At 55.6% G+C, this 16,443-nt stretch carries 17 protein-coding genes; 1 reads left to right on the forward strand and 16 read right to left on the reverse strand.

Translation table 11 applies throughout. The features are described from left to right. Positions 1–34: 34 nt before the first annotated feature. Positions 35–619, reverse strand: a complete 585-nt coding sequence (locus N655_RS16705) for a phospholipase D-like domain-containing protein (protein ID WP_049961184.1) — start codon at positions 617–619, stop codon at positions 35–37. A 75-nt stretch (positions 620–694) separates the two neighbouring features. Here N655_RS16705 and N655_RS20445 point away from each other — a divergent pair, with 75 nt between their 5' ends. Further along, complete coding sequence (locus N655_RS20445; RefSeq protein WP_155987466.1) at positions 695–1,198, forward strand: hypothetical protein; 504 nt, start codon at positions 695–697, stop codon at positions 1,196–1,198. A gap of 69 nt (positions 1,199–1,267) precedes the next feature. Here the strand turns inward: N655_RS20445 and N655_RS0101530 are convergent, their stop codons facing one another. The 15 genes from N655_RS0101530 to N655_RS0101605 all read right to left on the reverse strand — a co-directional run bounded on the left by N655_RS0101530 (position 1,268) and on the right by N655_RS0101605 (position 15,866). Beyond that, positions 1,268–2,179: a TOTE conflict system archaeo-eukaryotic primase domain-containing protein gene (locus N655_RS0101530; protein ID WP_155987467.1), complete on the reverse strand. Its 912-nt coding sequence runs from the start codon at positions 2,177–2,179 to the stop codon at positions 1,268–1,270. 255 nt (positions 2,180–2,434) lie between these two features. Continuing rightward, the gene (locus N655_RS0101535) at positions 2,435–2,971 is read right to left on the reverse strand and encodes a hypothetical protein (RefSeq protein WP_026441582.1); all 537 of its coding nucleotides are present in this window, start codon (positions 2,969–2,971) and stop codon (positions 2,435–2,437) included. A 143-nt stretch (positions 2,972–3,114) separates the two neighbouring features. After that, positions 3,115–3,567 (reverse strand): DUF6573 family protein, encoded by a 453-nt coding sequence (locus N655_RS0101540; protein WP_026441583.1) that lies wholly within the window; start codon positions 3,565–3,567, stop codon positions 3,115–3,117. Between the two features lie 68 nt (positions 3,568–3,635). Further along, the gene (locus N655_RS0101545; protein ID WP_026441584.1) at positions 3,636–6,824 is read right to left on the reverse strand and encodes a hypothetical protein; all 3,189 of its coding nucleotides are present in this window, start codon (positions 6,822–6,824) and stop codon (positions 3,636–3,638) included. Positions 6,825–7,021: 197 nt separating this feature from the next. Then, positions 7,022–7,315 carry a hypothetical protein gene (locus N655_RS0101555; protein WP_026441585.1) on the reverse strand — a complete coding sequence of 98 codons (294 nt, stop codon included), beginning with the start codon at positions 7,313–7,315 and terminating at the stop codon, positions 7,022–7,024. 16 nt (positions 7,316–7,331) lie between these two features. Further along, positions 7,332–8,015 (reverse strand): VirB8/TrbF family protein, encoded by a 684-nt coding sequence (locus N655_RS0101560; RefSeq protein ID WP_026441586.1) that lies wholly within the window; start codon positions 8,013–8,015, stop codon positions 7,332–7,334. 105 nt (positions 8,016–8,120) lie between these two features. After that, the gene (locus tag N655_RS0101565; RefSeq protein WP_026441587.1) at positions 8,121–9,182 is read right to left on the reverse strand and encodes a hypothetical protein; all 1,062 of its coding nucleotides are present in this window, start codon (positions 9,180–9,182) and stop codon (positions 8,121–8,123) included. Positions 9,183–9,187: 5 nt separating this feature from the next. Beyond that, positions 9,188–9,988 carry a hypothetical protein gene (locus tag N655_RS0101570; RefSeq protein ID WP_155987468.1) on the reverse strand — a complete coding sequence of 267 codons (801 nt, stop codon included), beginning with the start codon at positions 9,986–9,988 and terminating at the stop codon, positions 9,188–9,190. Then, a complete protein-coding gene (locus N655_RS0101575) occupies positions 9,981–10,754 on the reverse strand; it encodes a hypothetical protein (protein WP_026441589.1) in 774 nt (257 codons plus the stop codon). The genes N655_RS0101570 and N655_RS0101575 overlap by 8 nt, the downstream gene beginning before the upstream one ends. Further along, positions 10,751–13,483 carry a TraG/VirB4 family ATPase gene (locus N655_RS0101580; RefSeq protein ID WP_155987469.1) on the reverse strand — a complete coding sequence of 911 codons (2,733 nt, stop codon included), beginning with the start codon at positions 13,481–13,483 and terminating at the stop codon, positions 10,751–10,753. The genes N655_RS0101575 and N655_RS0101580 overlap by 4 nt, the downstream gene beginning before the upstream one ends. Further along, the gene (locus N655_RS0101585; RefSeq protein ID WP_026441591.1) at positions 13,473–13,844 is read right to left on the reverse strand and encodes a hypothetical protein; all 372 of its coding nucleotides are present in this window, start codon (positions 13,842–13,844) and stop codon (positions 13,473–13,475) included. The genes N655_RS0101580 and N655_RS0101585 overlap by 11 nt, the downstream gene beginning before the upstream one ends. Continuing rightward, positions 13,844–14,296, reverse strand: coding sequence for a hypothetical protein (locus N655_RS0101590; protein WP_026441592.1), 453 nt, complete (start codon positions 14,294–14,296; stop codon positions 13,844–13,846). Before N655_RS0101590 ends, N655_RS0101585 begins: the two co-directional genes overlap by 1 nt. Further along, positions 14,296–14,745: a hypothetical protein gene (locus N655_RS0101595; protein ID WP_026441593.1), complete on the reverse strand. Its 450-nt coding sequence runs from the start codon at positions 14,743–14,745 to the stop codon at positions 14,296–14,298. Before N655_RS0101595 ends, N655_RS0101590 begins: the two co-directional genes overlap by 1 nt. 7 nt (positions 14,746–14,752) lie before the next feature. Next, a complete protein-coding gene (locus N655_RS0101600) occupies positions 14,753–15,439 on the reverse strand; it encodes a hypothetical protein (RefSeq protein WP_026441594.1) in 687 nt (228 codons plus the stop codon). Positions 15,440–15,488: 49 nt separating this feature from the next. After that, positions 15,489–15,866, reverse strand: coding sequence for a hypothetical protein (locus N655_RS0101605; protein ID WP_155987470.1), 378 nt, complete (start codon positions 15,864–15,866; stop codon positions 15,489–15,491). Positions 15,867–16,443 lie beyond the last annotated feature (577 nt).

Genomic DNA, 16,443 nt, shown 5'->3' on the forward strand with positions numbered 1-16,443 from the left:
GACCCTCTCGGTCGGCTACTAGCCGAGGCAACTCCTATTGGACCACGATGTTATCGGCCCGGGACCACATAGCCTGAAACACCTGTTCAAATTGCTTCACGCTCTGCGGATCGTCCGTAATGGCGAGTGTATTGTCCTGCTGCTTCTCACCGCTGGGAGAGAAATTTGCCGAACCTTCTCTTAACAGACAGCCATCGGACCAAGCCTTTTGGTGCATCAGAACTGCCGATTGTTTCACCTTGATCGAGATATTCGGTCTGCGCAGCATCTCCAGGACCTTGTTGCCTCGCCTCAGCTCTTCCTCATACTGCTCACGGTCGCGATAAATTCGCACAGGCCGTCCCGACTGGGCAATCTGCACAATGGCCTCGGCCACTTTCCAGTCTGTAAGCGAATAGGCCGCCAGGTCCAGATGGTTGCACCGTGAAGTCGCGATTGCCTGAGCATCGATCTGCTCCAGGTTCTGCCACGGCGCATAATAGATTCGGAATCCTTTGGCTTCGCGGACCTGTTGGCCTGAAGCGAAGCCCCGGAATGGGTCCACGCTGTGCGCACGAAAAACTAGAGACGCTAGGCCCAGGCAAATTGCAACAAGACCCATGATGGACGGAAAGCGCATCTAGCTTTAAAGTACCTCAATCCGCAGCGCTTTTGCGGTTGCCGTCGGCAGTTCGACAGGAGGGGCAGTTTGGAAATGGGTCGCGTGCTGGCAACCTTCACAGCGACTTCCACCGAGGGCCGCCTCGAAGCCTGCACGGAGGAAGCCTGGCACTTCAAGATCCTCCTCTCCGGTCTGGGACGGGAAGACAATGGCGCTGTCTCGAATGGCTCCGTAACGCCCCCTAAACAGGCTGTGGCGTTTGGCCACTTGCTTGCCGTTTTCCGTGGAGACATGATGCAGAGTGATCCAGGTATGGAAAAATGTCTGCCTATAGCGAAACACCTCAAAGCGTACGACTGTCGCAGCAAAGATGGTCCGATGCAGAAAATTCTTGCCGAGTGCCTCGACTCTATCGTTGCGAAGGAAGGGTTTTCCAGACAGCGGCAAGAATCCCACGAAGTGTCCCACTTCCTTGCTGCCGCCTCCCGATTCGCTGCACCGCAAAATCAGGTTTCCGCTGGACTGCCGAATCGGTTGCACATTGACGGAGGCGCGAACACCGGCTTGTTCCAGTGCTTCACGTTCTGCCTGCTCTAGTGCAAGGCCGCGTCGGATATCCACTTTCCTGGGTGTTGTTGCTGTTGCCACAAATGGCTCCTTTCCCTTTTAAAACTTTCTTGGCTCGGGTCTTCCGTATTTTCGATAGCAAGCTTCCGTGATGTCCCGGAAGGTGCATCCTGCAAAACAAATGAATAGGGGTGGTCCTGCTGAGATATGGGTGATGTGAAGGTTGTCGCCGCTGGTGTCCCGTCCGGCTTCCGCGCAAGATGGACAGCGCGTGAAGTAGTCTCGTTTTGAGCTCCGCGGAGAACTCGTATAAAGCCTGATGTCGAACTTCTCGAACACACTGACGGGCTTCTCCCATTTTGGCGGCTCGTTGATTTCAGGCATCAGGTCCTCGGGCATAGACATGCCCAGCGTGAGCTCTTCCAACCGGCTGCGTGTCAGTCGGGGCAAAGAGCGCAGGTAGCTGAATTGGGCCTTGAGATTGGTCTCCGCATCGCGGAACCAATACCGCAGCTTGGTCTTCCGGTGGATCCCAAGAGGCCCGCGGACACCGTTACCGAATTCTCCCTTCTCCAAGCTGTCCTGTTTGGGAAAGATTTCGACCCCTTCCTTGTTTCCGGCTCTTCCCCGCACCGCGATTCCCAGGCCGTCCAGGAGGTTGTACAGGTAGATACGACCTTGCCTGGCGGGAATCGGTTCGTTGCACAAAAGCCAAATATGGCCTCCGCGTCGTGAATGTTCAAAGGCAGGCGCCAATCCATCGTCTCGCATGGCTGCTTCGATCGCCGCCAGGTCTGAGTCCGCATCCTCATAATCGAGGTCAAGGCAGAACCACTTGCAGGAATTGGTTTCTGGATCGATGGCATACAGGCCAATGGTGTGGATTCCGCAGAGATGGCGTATAACCTGCCCATCTCCTAGCAGGTATTTCTTCACCCGGAAATATGAGGGTTTCTGGTAGTCGGACTCACTGGCGTAGCTGTTCTGAAGGTAGTATTCGCGCCGGTTCACGAACCAGAGAAAGTACTCTCGAACCCAAATCGCAGGGACAGAGCTTTCCGGATAAATGAGCCCAGGCTCGGGTGCATACACTCGTTGGTTCTTATCGCCTGGTTCCATGTCCTAGTCTCGCTGCTAGATTAGGACGATAACTGTATTCGGCGTTTTTCGGGTAGAGACACTGGAAGTTTTTCTTGGAGATGGGCCTGAAATGCCTCGGGCCAAGACACCCAAAAAGAGGAATTGGCATCCTGGCCCGAGGATGGATTATGCGTACAGTTCTTCAGGAACAGCTTCGCAACACCAGTTGCTCCAATGATCATCAGGGTCTGGTTTCCAGCTAGGGTGCGGAAATTTCTCGACCAATTCCCGCAGGGCCGGAGAGGCGACCACATAATCCAATATGACCACGCCGCCTCCAACGAAAAGGTCGTCTGGCACCGACTCTAGTCGGGTGCAGGACAGATCTAGCGATCCGCTAACCCTCATCCGGCGCGGAACGCGCTTGAGCCAGGTATTAAAGAAGTCCGCATCGCCTTCAACCGTAAGTCCATCGGCGAGCTCTTCAACCTGAAAACAGTCATACATGGTTAACGATCCCTTGACCGTCAGGTCCAAGGGCATCACAGGCTTGTCAGCATCCGAAAAGTAAAGGCTCCCATGAACAATGGAACCAGCGGGCAGGGTCCCTGCTAGCAGGCGGTCTCGGCCCTCCTTTGCCGAAACATGCTGCCTGCTTCCTGCGGCCTTGCGAAAGGCTGCGCGGCGTGCTGAGTGTGTAATTTGGAGTGTCCTTTCTTTCATAAGTTCTCCGCCGCAACTGCCACTAACTTCGCCGATGCGGCACTTACACATTAACACAGGTTTTTTCGCGCAGCGCAGCTTTTTTGCAGGATGGGAAGAAACATTGCCTCAAAATGAGGCACTTAAGCAAGGTACTGTTGAACTTATCTTTGCGATACAGGATTGTCCTCTTCTGGAAGCATGAAGACCATGCCATCAACTCCGGGAGCGTGGTCTGTTACAACCACCTTGATCATCTTGTTGCGGAGCACCCCATCAGGATCGACAACTTTCACTTCAAATTCAGCGGAAGTGACTTCCGAGTTCTGATGATAGTCGATTAGGGCAGCGATGACTTTGTGCCAACGATCTGCTTCGTTGAGCTGCCTGTGAGCAGGCGTGTCCACGACGGCCACAAATTGTTGGTATGCCGCCGGCGTCATGGCAACGGGAAAATCGAGTCCGCGAAACCGGAGCACACGACGGAAGGGATTCTTATAGAGGTTGATGAGTTTCCCTTCCCGGAGCGCTCGCCGGTACGGGCTTGGCTTCGCGAGCGCGAAGAACCGCTTGATTTCGCGCAACGACGTGGAGAAAAAACGAAAAACACTGTCCATGCAGCAATATCCTACGTCTGAAATAGGCCGGACGGGACCCTGATTCGGTTCCCGTCCAGCGAAATGGTTTAATTCGCAATTGTTTCGACAAGGCCATCTTCTTGATCCAGAATGGCCTCCAGGAATTCTGGCGTAACACAACGCTTCCACTCGGTGGTGGGGATATACTTCCCATTGCCGATTGGCTGTTGGCCAGCAACTCCTCGATATAAGAGAGTTTCCCTTTTCTGCCCGTCCTCTGCGGTCTCAACCTTGGTCAGGGTCATCGCGTCGGCATCCAGCCGAACACTCCAATCCTGGTTCCACGTTTCAACCAGCACAGACCGGCCTTCGGTGGCCGCAGCAATTGCGTCGACAAACTGCTGCGGAAATGCGTGAATCAAGGCAGCACCGGTGCCTGGACGATAGCGCACCTTGCCATCCTGAGACTCATACTTTTTAGACTTCCGCGTGATGACTTCGTTCAGCACGGCAGCCCAGTACATCCTCTCCGCCTCCGCCTTTCCTCTGCCCCAGGCACATACGATACTGCGAAAGAAGCTTAATCCCTTCTTTGTATCGAGTTGCGCCTTCTCGTACTCGGCAGTCCGTTGGCGGACCAGATCATTCAGGTCACGGCTCTGTTGTTTGAGGGCCGCCACCGCTGCTTTGGCCTCCTCCGTTGAGGCATTTGCTTCCGCAGCCCGAATGCGGGCCCGGAGTGCCTTTTGCGCCGCTTTCGCCTTTTGCAGCTCCTCGCGCCTCTTTGCAGAATGCGCGATCGCCTTGTGGCTTTGCGACACATAGAAGGAGTTCAGGAGGCTCGCTTCCCGATAGTCCTGCTTCGAGATGCTCCGCACTCCATACTGGCCGTGGAAGAGACCAGAATACTCCGAGAGAGGTTTTGGTTCTCCAACAAGCTCCAGTGCCTTCGCGTACAGCTTGTTGTAATACCGAGCGATAACATCGCTGTCGCTCAGTGGTTCGATCTGCTGCGGAAGATCATCGAAGGAACGAATGTCCTCTTTGGACAACAACTCGATCCACCGCGCAGGGTTGCCGATCTGCCGTTCGCAATTCTCAACAACCTCCATATTGGCTGAAGTGTCGTGTTTCAGGCCCGACACCTCCTCCTGGAGTTCGATGGCCAGAACATAAACCAAATCCATTCTGCCCACAGCAATTGCGGACATAATGTCATTGGTGATTCTGCCCACCTTGTTGCTCATTGCGTCGAAGCATATCTCCCCCAGCTGGTGCCAGAGGCTTTCACGCTTCTTCTTGTTTTTGGTGGGCTGGCTGACTTCGTGTTTGATGTAATCGAAGCGCCAATCCACGAGTTTTTGGTAGCGTACACCCGACAGGATGTACACCAGGTCAAAGTCGAAATCCCCACCAAATACCTTGGCATACTTCCCATTCAGCACATGCACGTGCTTGAGGTAAAGCTGCCGGTGGATGATTTCTTCGATGGCCTGCGTCGGCATATGAGGAAACTTCATCCTCAGCAATCGTCCCGCTACAGTCCGGTGAATATGGCGGACCGGAAGAAGGTCTTCCCTCATCCGGACCGGGAAACGAATGCAAATGCTCCGCTTACCCTCGTAATCGGTAAGGGCCGCGCGCATGGGCATCCAGTCAGAGCCGCAGTGCAGGACCCCGTTGCTGTCGGCATAACAAAACCCGTCGTCCGCAAGGGCGCGAGTATGCAATTCTATGCCGCCAGACAGCAGTTTCCTGAGCCATTTGGCCAACAGTTTTTTGGTGGCCTGGTGCACATAGGGGTGGTACATCATCCCCCCTTGTCCATCGGCCGCCAAGACCGCTTCGGTGACCCGCATCAGCTCAGTATCCGATTTGCAAATGCCACCGATTTTCTGGAGCAGTTCGCCGTGCCCCTCGGAGTGGAATCCAGGAGCCAGCGCGTCCATCATCCTTGCGGAGTCCTCATACACTTCCGTGGACAAGATCTCCCAAGGAACATGGGTTGCAACAGTCGGTCCACCAAAGGTGGTGCCGTCATAAGACTGCTCCGTGATGCCCAGATGAACGACACATCGGAATGTTTTGCCTATCAGGTCCTTGCGCGAAGGCTTCAGGCACGAATCTGGGATGATAAAGTTCGCACGGATCTCTGGATGCGAGGCCGTGCGATTGTCCATCACCTTGAAGACGCCCTTGGCCGCCACCGGCACGTTGTTCAGCAATTTGAGCGAGCTCTCGTCGTACTTGCTCAATTCCCTGACCAAGGTGTCCTGCGAAGCCAGGAACGCCATTCGGAATTGGTAGAAATGGCCTGGATCGAGCGTCTGGAGCAAATCGAAGCTCGACTGGTCCATCCAGCCGCGGCTATCATTCGTGCCAAACTCCCCTTCCCGGACCACCTTTACTGTGGCCTCGAATGTAGCAAGGGCTTTGCTGCATTCGTTCACTATGATTCCGCCATAGCCGAGCGCGGCTTGCGGAATCAGATGGTACATTCTGGCAACCGCTTTCGCGTATTTTTCCTCGACCAGAATGATCTGGCCGTTTTTAAGTCCGCCGGTTGCGAGAGTAGGCTTGTACCGGATCCCGCGATAGACGAACGAGTACAGCGCGTTGCGCACGACGCTGCGTTGTTCCTCGGTCGCATGTACGGGAACCGTTACTTGGGCCACCCGAATGCCGGGAAACAGGCGCCCGAGAAGCGTGCGAGTGACCAGAGGTCCCCGTGCAGGGCGGTCCGGCCGGGCAGGGTCCATCTGTTGGGTGACTTTGCCCTGAAGGTCGATCTGGAGCATGGGGATGCCCATATCGACTTCGGCAATGTGGAGATGTTCGCTGATGGTCTGGGGGTGGATTGCATAACGCTTTCCCTCCCAGACAAACCGTTCGATCGTGCGTCCCACCATCCGGCGAATGATCGGCGTTCGCTGGAGCGCACGCTGAATCAGCTCGGCACGATGTGCCAGACACATCTGCTCCCGCAGGGGAAAGATGGCCGCCAGGTAGGCATCAATCGGGTGTTGCTCATCCGGACTCCAGGAGAATTCTTTCTCCCGCAGACCGGCAACCTCGCCAGCCAGCTCAGAAAGAACTTCCCGTTCCCGTACCGCTGTCTCAAGCTCCCGCTTGAGATCTTCATCGCTGGGGATGACAGGCGTCTGAACCACCGCCAGCTCGGCGCCATTGTGGATTCGCTCGACCCAGAAGGGATCAAGCTCTACTTCTGTCTTCTCTTCTGCCTTTCGGATCTTCCCTTGAAGGTCGATCTGGAAGGTATTCAGTTTTTTGAACATGGTTTCTCTCCAAAAAAACAAGGGAGACCATGTTCCGATCCGAAGATCAGCCAATGGTCTCCTCTGTGCAAGGCCGACCATTGCTGGTCTGCGGTTTTACGTTTCTCCTGGTGGCGACCAGGAGGGCGGCTAAGACGTCAGAACCCCGTGCTTGTCGAAATTCTGAGTCCTGCAAAACCGCTTTGGAGAGTCCTGTATTACTTTACAGGCACTGGCACGCCAACGATCAGATTTCCTTCTGGGCGTTCCTCTACTTCTGCTACAAACTTCTGTACTCGAAAATAGGATACATTTTTTCGAAAAGCAAGCAGTTCGATGGCATGTTTTGGTCCTGGCTTAGAAAGCACCAGTCGTCCATCCTGTCCGGTACCCTCTTCAAGACAATACACAAATTCGTCCAGGGCCGCCTCCGGTTTATTTCCCCTGCGTCGCCTTGTCGGGCGGGGCGATGCAGACTGAGTGGCTGCTTCTTTCTCTGTCGTCTCGTTCATTCGTCGCTGTGTTCCTTTATTGTTCGAGGTTGTAAGGTTCGGTAGAAATCACGTCGCGTTTAAAACTGGCCACGAGCAAACCACTGGGATCTCGCGGTGTCCGGTCGGTCTCCACCAAGTGGATCGTATAAGATTCGGCCATCTTCGATCCGCTGTATGTCTTTCCATCCGTGGCATGGGTTTCGGTGCGTGTTGCCAGCACATGAAAGGTCAACGGATCATTCGGGTCCTGGTCCATGCTTGTAATCGAGACCACCGACTTTCCATGGCTGGATTCAATCGTCGATACGCTGTTTTCATCGGTGATCTTTTTTAAGACCTCCGTCCTGAGATTGCGAGTCATCATGTTCATGGCCTGCGACCAATGGTCAGCCAACGTGTGCTCGTCATATCCCCACCAGGATGTCACAAACGTAGTCACAACAAACTTCTTCTCGTTGTCACTCGGCAGCGGAGAGGTCTTCGCATCCTTGAGCAATGCTGAGTTTGTTGCTGTTCCCGCCGGGGACACCACGGTGGCCTGCCCGTCGGGTCCAATCCGGATAATGACGGGCGGCTTTGTGCGTGTCACGAGAATAATGGCTCCTTCCACGGCCACAACCAAGGCAAGGATCGCCGCCAGCACCAATACCCGGTTAGCGTAGGCGCGCAGAGCACCGTCCTTTTCGTAAAAAGGGGCCGTTCCTCCGAGAGCTCCCATCTCTCCTCCCTAAATGCGGCCTGAGCATCAAGCCGCGCTATGAGCAACATTACGTTTGCCAGGCAAATTGCAACAAGACACACTGGCGCGAAAAGTGAGTGCTCTTCACTCGATGGGCGGAGCCGTATAGTAGGCCGGCGCCGCACCGCGCGGCGGATAACCGCTCGATCCTGCCGGGGGAGTCGCTGGTGGCGGTGCAACGGTGATCCCCGCACTTTCCGATCCACTGGAGCCTCCTCCGCCCTCTCCGCCTCCAGAGCTGGAACCTCCTTGGCTTCCGCCGCCTCCTCCGCCACTTTTGTCTTTTTTCCCAAACAATGCCTCTTTCAGCTTTTTCGCCCCTTGATAACTCATCGTGCCATATGTAATCGATGAGCTCAGGGTGCCCGCGAAGTCCCCGGCGATGATCATGTGGGCCAGCACCGGAATAAAGATGATAATGATACTGATCGCAAGGATTTCGATAGGGGTCGAAAGGGTGAGTTCTTGCAGGGTCGACGGGTCTGGGAGGATACCTTCAATCACCCTGCCAAACAGGGCATAGAGAATCGGCCAGCTCAGCCACTGAAGGACACCGCGAAAATAGGTTTTGCCAAAAGATCCGGCAAAGGAGCTGGGCAGTAAAGCGACCAGCAGGGGCCCGATGACGTACAGCGCTGCCCCCCAGATCAAAAAGCAGATCTGAAGCAGGTAGTAGGCAAGCATATATACGACTGCTGCAATCGCCATTGCCCCTGTGTTCACCAGCGCCATCACATCGCCAAACGGATTGAGGATCTTCAGAGTGACGAACCGCCCCAAAATCACTTTCACATAGTCATTCCAGATGGTCTTATAGAAATCGTTTCCGGCGATGTAGTTTGCCACTTGGAACGCGCCATTGGTAGTGATGTCTGTAAAGAAAGCGTTCCAGTTCGTGACCAGGAAAGCGCACATGGCGATCTTGGCCATCAATACGATCAATTCCTTGAGGCTTCCGCCGCCGAGGAATACCTCATACACACCTACAATGAGAAAGACGGAAAGGATCCCATAGGCAACGATCGAAATCGCCCCGCCGCTGGCCGTCAGGTTGCTCATGGTTTGCAGCTTGGCATCCCAAATGGATTGGAAGAATGTCTGACCGACATTTTGAAAAAATGCCAGTAGCAGTATGCTATGCGGCATTCGCTCTACTCCTGCCCAAACGGTGAAGCCATAATCTGCTGCATTGTTTGCTGATGCGTGGCTGATGCGTGTTTCATCTGAAGCGACTGGTAGGCTGTGTCGGCTGCCCTCGCCCGCAGCAGTTCGGCCAATCCTTGTTGCGTATAGGCAGCCGCCTGTAGGTTCCAGGCGGCCGCCTGGGCCTGAATAAGGCTGGCGTTACCGGGAGAAGTGTTCTGGAGCTGCTCGATGTATTGCAGGGAGAGCTGTTCTTCGGTATTCGCAAGCGCGTCCAGCTTCACTGCAACTTTGTAGGTGTCCTGCGCCTGCGCATCGTTCATGTCAACGGCAGCGCGCAGATCAGGAGCAAGCGCAGTGTCGCTCGGTAGGCTGCCAAAGACCTGATAGTAAGACGGCCCGAGCACGGAAATATTGTTTGCATTTCCTCCCAAAAGCTGGCTCTCCAGCGTCTTGGTGTTTGGCAAGGTAGCGCTGTTTACCGGCACCCGGAACAGGTTCTGTATGTTGACCATCTGGCGGCCATACGAACTAGCAGCAGCTTTGATGCGTGAGATCTCACTGACCGGATACAGGACCGTCTGCTGAAAGTTCAGCATGTTGCTTTCCACCGAGCTCATGGTTCGCATGATGGGTGTCACCGTGGAGTTCAGGATCCTTTCTACGGATTCCAACATGCCAATGACCACACCAAGATCGAATTGCCCTTGGGCGGGTCGGGTGGACACCATCATTGCAAGGACAAACATTCCTGTGGCCAAGGTTGTCCATAGGAACCGCTTTTTGCCATCTACAGTAGGTCTATTCACTGGGGCCTCCGGAGATACTCTGCCACGCCTGGGAATGGATTGCAGTGGCGTGTTTCCACTGGGCTGACACGGAGGCGAGTCTGACTGCCTCCTGCCGCAATAAAGATGCGAGCACTCGGTGCATCATGGCGTGAGATTGGAGCTGAAGGGCCGTGGCTTGGGCGGCAACCTGGTCTGCTGTCCCCGGGGCCGTGACCGCAGCGCTTTGTTCCAGGTTCTTGGCGTAGCCGAGCAGTTGCTCGGTCGCCGCATCGGAATTGGCTGCCAGCGACATGGCTTCCTGGGCGGTCGCATCCTTCATATCGACCTCTGCGGCAATTGCAGGGTCTACGACGGTGGTCGACAAAGGGCCCCCATATACATTTGCATATGCCCCTGATACGGCGCTTCCGGTTCCACCGGTGTATCCCATGCGCAGTGCGGATTCCAGAGATGTAGTGGCGGGAAGTGTTGCACTTCGCACGCCCAGCCCGCCAATCTGTGCAAAGTAGCCCTGATAGGCACTTTCTGCATGACTCATCCAGCTCTTGACGGCGTTCATTTCCTGCACCGGGGCGATAACGGTCTGGGTGAATTGATTGATCGCCGACTGGCTTTTGCTGATCTGCCCTTCGATATTCGCTATGTTCTGGACCGACGAAATGATGGATGTAAAGATGCTGGCATAGACCTTTGATGGGACCAGCCACAACCCAGCCACAACCGCTGTGCCAACCATAAGCCGGGTAGCAAGTCCCCAGCGTTGCTCTTCTCTCTCCATGCTCACGCGCTTCTCTCCTCTGCAATGGTCGGCCCAGGGAGTGGGCTGGCATGCAGCCGTAAATGTTCCCAGTCTGGTTCCACCGGCATCCTGGTTGAGATCTGAAATACTTCCCCCGAGCGCTCCTCCGGAAGTTCGGGCAGGGAGACAATGCCATGGGGGAATTTGGCTGCCAAATCCCTCATGGCAAGATGAAAGTCTGTATGTGTCGCCAGCCACCACTGGCGGTACCGGCGTTCCCGCGGCACCGTTGTGCCCAGCCAGTATTCGAGCGGCGTCGGCTGAATATAGAGGCTGTGTGTCGTCTCGGACCGCTCGCCAATGCAAATCAGGAATTCGCTTTGCCTGCCCTTCTCTGTCATGCCAAGGCTTTTGATCTTTTCTATTGCTGCCGGCGAAAGATGAAGAAACCCGCTAAGTACATCGAGGTTCCCTTTCTGTCGCCCAATGAGTCTGAGTGCGGTCGTCGACAGGATGGCACCCCCGATTGGGTTCGGCTTGTCGGGTGTTCCAGTGAAGTCTTCTACTGCTTGGCTGATGCCCCACACGCAAGCATCGCGCTTACGGGCGGTGCGGAACAGCTGCACCACAGTGTCTCGCAATTCCCGAGATTCAAGCATGGCCCAGCACTCGTCAAGCACCGTAACGCAGCGGTGTCCTCCGCCGGCACGCAGCGTCGTCGTATAGGCAATCAGCAGGCTCATGGCCGTCTCCAGCCGTGGATCATCCTTCAGCTTTTCGATATTGAAATATAGCCATGGCTGCCGCATGTCCACCGTCGTGTAGCGGTCGAAAAGACTTGCATATATGCCCTCTCCTACCCAGTTGCTCAGCTTGACGGCAGCCACGTGCGCTTCTTGCTCCACATATTCATTGCGCCTTGGATCGATATAGGCTTCCAGGTCTTCCTTCACGTCACTCAGCAACGGGACCTTGCGGTGCTCTTCGGTCCGCATCCTCGCTCGCTGATAAGCGCTGAGGATACAACTGGTGATTACAGAATCCAGAATCTCTTCGTCACGGACTGCTTTGCCCACCATATGCCGGACCAGACCGCGAAGGAAGGCCAGATGGTCTCGCGACGGTTCCGTCTGACCCGGCTCCAGGTCGAACGGATTGATTGTCATCTCTGAGTCCAGAGACATGGCGATCATCTCGCCTCCCATGTACTTGACCGTGTAGTAATAGCTGTCACCTCGTTCGAGGATGGACACCCGTATATCCTGGCGGCCCATCGTGAGCAGCATCTGCTGGACAAGCATCGATTTGCCCGCTCCGGAAGTGGCAGCGATAATCGCATTTGCATTTTCATGCGACGGATCAAAAGGGCTGTAGGGGACCAGCTGACGATAGGGCGTGGCAAAGAGCATGGCCGGTGTCTGCGGTGTTCCCTCCCAAGGCATCTCTACAGGCATCAGATCCGCCGCATTGGCCGACAAAACATCGATGTCTCGCTTGTCCTTTCCCGCCAGCCCGGGCAGAGTATTCAGAAGCATCCGCACCTGGGCGACTGATTCAGGAAGTCCCGCCGCACCATCCATCCTGCTGATCACATGCATGATCTGCTGGCGACGCGCCATGATCTGCCGCTCTGCTTCCTCGTGCTGCGCATCGGTTGTGTATTGAAACGACGTTCGAAAGGCGATGCTGAGGCTGGCATGGCACGCTTTGGTGGAGCTGGCCAGAATTCGCGCCTGAATGTCGGCCAACTCGCGCTGCGTCTGCGCCGCCACAGCATCAATCCTTGCGCCGCCACGCAGGTCCTGCTGGGCAGAGGCCATCTTCTTTTCCCGGCGCTGGTAGTGCTTCATCACCACGGCCTGGTTGGGGATGTCGATATTTGTGCTGATCACGAGCGGAAAGCCCAAGGTCTGCAAATCACGAATGATTCCCGGGTAAGTGCGCTCCGGCGGTTCTTTCATGGTGACCACGCCCCACAGCACGCGATCGATGTCCAGATAGCTCTCCGTCGCGTCGTAGAGCGATACATTCGTCATCTGTTCCCGGATGGAAATTTCCCGCATGGCTTCTGGGCGCGCACGCAGCCGTGTCCGTACCGGACAGAGCGGCCCCAGCGCATCCTGGAGTTCATGAAAGATGTCCGCATGGGTCATGCGCTTTGGCTTTAGTTCCGCAGAGATCATGGAGCTTTCGATGCCTCGAAGCAGAGCCTCAAAGTGCATCATGAGCTCTTCATGCTCCTGCCTCTCCCGTTGAATACATGCCGATACCCGCGGAGAAAGGGACTTTCGTTTTCCAAACACACCTTGCATCGCAGTACCGCTGCTGACCAGCGAGCGGCGGTATGCCTCCGGGTCCCAGATGAAATAGATGGCCAGCTTCCGGGTAAGATATTCCCCATTGTTGGCGCGTTCCCGCCAGATCCGCTCCCGTTCTTTGTCCAGAATCTCAGCCGGACCATAGTCCGTGCGCCGGGCCTGGACGTATCGCTCCAGGATATCGTCTAACAGGTCGCTGACTTCGTAGCGCACCTGCATCCGGATACTTTCCTCCGGTATCGTCCGCAACAGCGAATCCAGACGGTCCTTGAGGGCGTTCCTTTCCTCGGCCGAACCGTAATAGGTAAAGGACCCCTGGAGCCGGTAGCCGGCTACATATTGGCCGTCCGTCCGAACCATTACGTTGTCCAGCAGGTCCCGTACTGGCAGCAACTCTGCCATCGACGGCCCATTGGCTTTCCGTGCCTTATCTAGGGCCTTCGCGTTAACGCTCACGCTTCCGCTCCTCTTCCCTTTCGCCAATTTCCCGCAGATAGGGCTTCAAAAGTTTTGTGTCCTTGGACAGACAGTCCCGCTGCTTCGGCATCAGCCGCCAGCCAATCAAATCCACCAGATATCCACGCGGCTTGCCATACTTGAATGCAGACAGAGCGGGCACGCCGATCACGACTGTCATAAGAAACAGGACCCAGTTCAGCGGCACCTTCCCGACCGTTGCCTTCGGGAAGAGGAACTGCCCGAGAATCATTTGCACGATGGCGACGAAACCGATTCCGAACAAGTCTTCGACCTCCAGGCCAAGAAGACGCACTGTCATGCGAAGATTGCGCGAGATCGGGCTGGACTTGAGGGGCATCAGTGGATCCCTCCTGCACCGGAAGCTACCAAATTTTCAAGCAGCCGTAAGATGCCGGAAACTGTTAAACATGCAAATCCGCTGATGACATAGCGCAGCCAGCCTTCGCCAACCGTAGTTCGGTCCAGTACACCGCTGTAAGAAAGGACGCCGCGCGCAAAACAAAAGACCGCATAGAACGGCATGATCACATTGCTCAACCAGTTGGTCAGGTTCAACAGGCCCTGTTCATAAGAACCGGAGCCATCGGGCGATCCCACAAATTGCTCAGCGGCCCGGATAAACCCCGACACCAAAAGACAGGCCAAAGCAGCATAGATATACCGCTCCCCGTTCATACGCTTGGAGTATGCAAACACACCCATACAAATGATCAGGCCGGCCACAATGGGCAGCAGCACGTTGCCGATATAGCTGCTCATGGATGCCAGACCGAGGGAAAAAGAGTCCATCAGCGTCCCTCTTGGCGGCAGACCGTGCACTCCCCGGCAATCCCGCTCTGATTCTCTGTCCTGAAGGCCCAACGCACCAGCCTTCCGACCAGGGAAATTGTGCCCCCGGTCATCAATCCCGCAATCAGAATCCGGACTGCGGCGGCTCCATGCGGTAGCGTGCTGATCAAGGACAGTACTACCAGCAATAGGACACAGAGAAAGGCCAGCGAACATCCAGCCGCGGCACGCGGATGGGTAACGTTCCTCCGCTTCGTCCAGCCCAGCAGAACCAGCCACAACCGTTCCATCCAACAGGCCGCCCAGTGGACCGCTCCTGCAAGAAGGGCCACGATGAGTAGGTCCGTAATCAACGACACACCCCTGATCTGGATCTGTGCGAGGTCCCGAAGTACCAAGAGACCGCATCCTGCCAGCACGGACCGCATGACAATCTGTCGTACAACCATCCCTTCTTTACCCCCAAGATTTGACCAGGGCAATGATGCCTGTGCAACACAGCATGGCCAGCCCCGTCAGCACTAGCTGGCCCCAAGCGCCGCCTTTGATGAATTGCACCACCGCCCCGATAAAACAAAATGAGGCTCCCACCGGACAAAGCGTTGAGCTGAGATAACTCAGAGCGTTGGCCAGCCCGGTAGCAATGCTGTAGCCGTCGTTTCCAACCCACGCCTTCGCCATCGAATAGATGCCCTGCACACTGAGCAGAAAGATGGCCGAGACCAGCGATGGCAGAGGGGACTCCCCTTGCCCTGAGTCCAGGACCGCTTTGACGATCAGGAACCCCGCCAAACTTGGCACCACCAACCGGAGAAGATAACTGTTCACAAACGTGCTTACTGCATTGGTCATCCCGCCAAAGACAGTGGAAGAGCTCGTAAATGAGTTCGTGATTCCAGGCACGCCGAGCACGTTACTCATGAATACGGGCACCGTTGGCAGAGCGATGAAAATCAATGCCCACAAGAGTAAGCGAGAGAAGTTTCCTCCTATCTCAAAATTGATGCCGCCTTCTCCTCGGAGCGCAAGTCCGGCGGCCACAAGGCAGCACAATCCGACAAACGGCGCAATGGACAAAAGCACCCCTGCAAGGCCATTGAGAAACCCCAGCCCGTTTTCCTGTAAGGCGAACACGATGGTCATGATTTGAATTCCGCGGGCGACCTCCGATGAGGTCCCCCGCGCGTTCTCCTCAATTCGCTCCGATACCGCCAGCGCCCATCTGAACAAAATACTCAGCGAGCCGGATGATCCCGGAGATTGATAGCAACCCTATTCCTGTGGCTGCCGATGGTAGCCACCGGCCCCCGGACCGAAACTGCATCACCGCATGAACGCCAGCGCCCACCGACAAGAGAGGACAGATGACGTTTCCGACCCAGTTCATTGCGTTCTCGACCGTGCCTTCGACCGTGCCCGCCGTTTCACCCTGCACCGCCTTGTTAAAGGCGGGCGCCGAACCAGACGATGCCGCCTGGGCCAGGACACTTGCGGGACAGACCGCCGCCGCCACTGCCAGTCCTGCGGCAAGACAGAAATACAGGAAACGCTCCCTGAGACTATGCTGCATTGGTTTGCGCGGGACAACCTGTTTACAGGCGGGATAGCACCTTGCCCGCGCGTCCTCCTTTCTGAATTTGCTATCTGCGCCTTTAGACATACCCGTTGATCGCTACCACACGGGCCGACAGCCAGGCTGCATAGAGCCCGGTACTACCCAACAACTGGGCCACCTTCACAGCGAATCCGCAGCTCCAGAGGCCGTGTTGGTGTTCACATTACTGGGCCGGGGAAAAAATGAGAACGTACACTGAGGAGTTTTTTCAAACAATGTGCGTAACGCTGATAGGCAACTGGCTAGAGAACCACGTTCAAGATGATCAGAATGAGCAGAAAAGGGTAATACACTGGCCAAAAGTAACAAGTAAACAAATTATTCACAGCCACCTGGAAGATCCCGTTATGCATGGGATGGGGCTCTGTAAGCCTATGTTTCACAGTGTGGTTGAGATAGACCCCGCAGGAAAGGTACCCCAGCATCATCACGCTCACAGCAGGGACTGCGTACCAATGCAAAGGCAGTTCTTGCCTCGGGACAAATAACAACGTAATTTGTAAACTCGCCTCCACGGCAAGTATGAGGAAGA

This window comes from Pseudacidobacterium ailaaui (assembly GCF_000688455.1).
GTDB lineage: Bacteria > Acidobacteriota > Terriglobia > Terriglobales > Acidobacteriaceae > Pseudacidobacterium > Pseudacidobacterium ailaaui.

Bases quoted from the DNA above. Each gene is read 5' to 3' on its own strand.
- N655_RS0101555 (WP_026441585.1), bottom strand. From the start codon at position 7,315: ATGAACGAGACGACAGAGAAAGAAGCAGCCACTCAGTCTGCATCGCCC.
- N655_RS16705 (WP_049961184.1), bottom strand. From the start codon at position 619: ATGCGCTTTCCGTCCATCATGGGTCTTGTTGCAATTTGCCTGGGCCTA.
- N655_RS0101560 (WP_026441586.1), bottom strand. From the start codon at position 8,015: ATGGGAGCTCTCGGAGGAACGGCCCCTTTTTACGAAAAGGACGGTGCT.
- N655_RS20445 (WP_155987466.1), top strand. From the start codon at position 695: ATGGGTCGCGTGCTGGCAACCTTCACAGCGACTTCCACCGAGGGCCGC.
- N655_RS0101590 (WP_026441592.1), bottom strand. From the start codon at position 14,296: ATGGACTCTTTTTCCCTCGGTCTGGCATCCATGAGCAGCTATATCGGC.
- N655_RS0101605 (WP_155987470.1), bottom strand. From the start codon at position 15,866: ATGCAGCATAGTCTCAGGGAGCGTTTCCTGTATTTCTGTCTTGCCGCA.
- N655_RS0101535 (WP_026441582.1), bottom strand. From the start codon at position 2,971: ATGAAAGAAAGGACACTCCAAATTACACACTCAGCACGCCGCGCAGCC.
- N655_RS0101600 (WP_026441594.1), bottom strand. From the start codon at position 15,439: ATGACCATCGTGTTCGCCTTACAGGAAAACGGGCTGGGGTTTCTCAAT.
- N655_RS0101540 (WP_026441583.1), bottom strand. From the start codon at position 3,567: ATGGACAGTGTTTTTCGTTTTTTCTCCACGTCGTTGCGCGAAATCAAG.
- N655_RS0101565 (WP_026441587.1), bottom strand. From the start codon at position 9,182: ATGCCGCATAGCATACTGCTACTGGCATTTTTTCAAAATGTCGGTCAG.
- N655_RS0101545 (WP_026441584.1), bottom strand. From the start codon at position 6,824: ATGTTCAAAAAACTGAATACCTTCCAGATCGACCTTCAAGGGAAGATC.
- N655_RS0101585 (WP_026441591.1), bottom strand. From the start codon at position 13,844: ATGCCCCTCAAGTCCAGCCCGATCTCGCGCAATCTTCGCATGACAGTG.
- N655_RS0101595 (WP_026441593.1), bottom strand. From the start codon at position 14,745: ATGGTTGTACGACAGATTGTCATGCGGTCCGTGCTGGCAGGATGCGGT.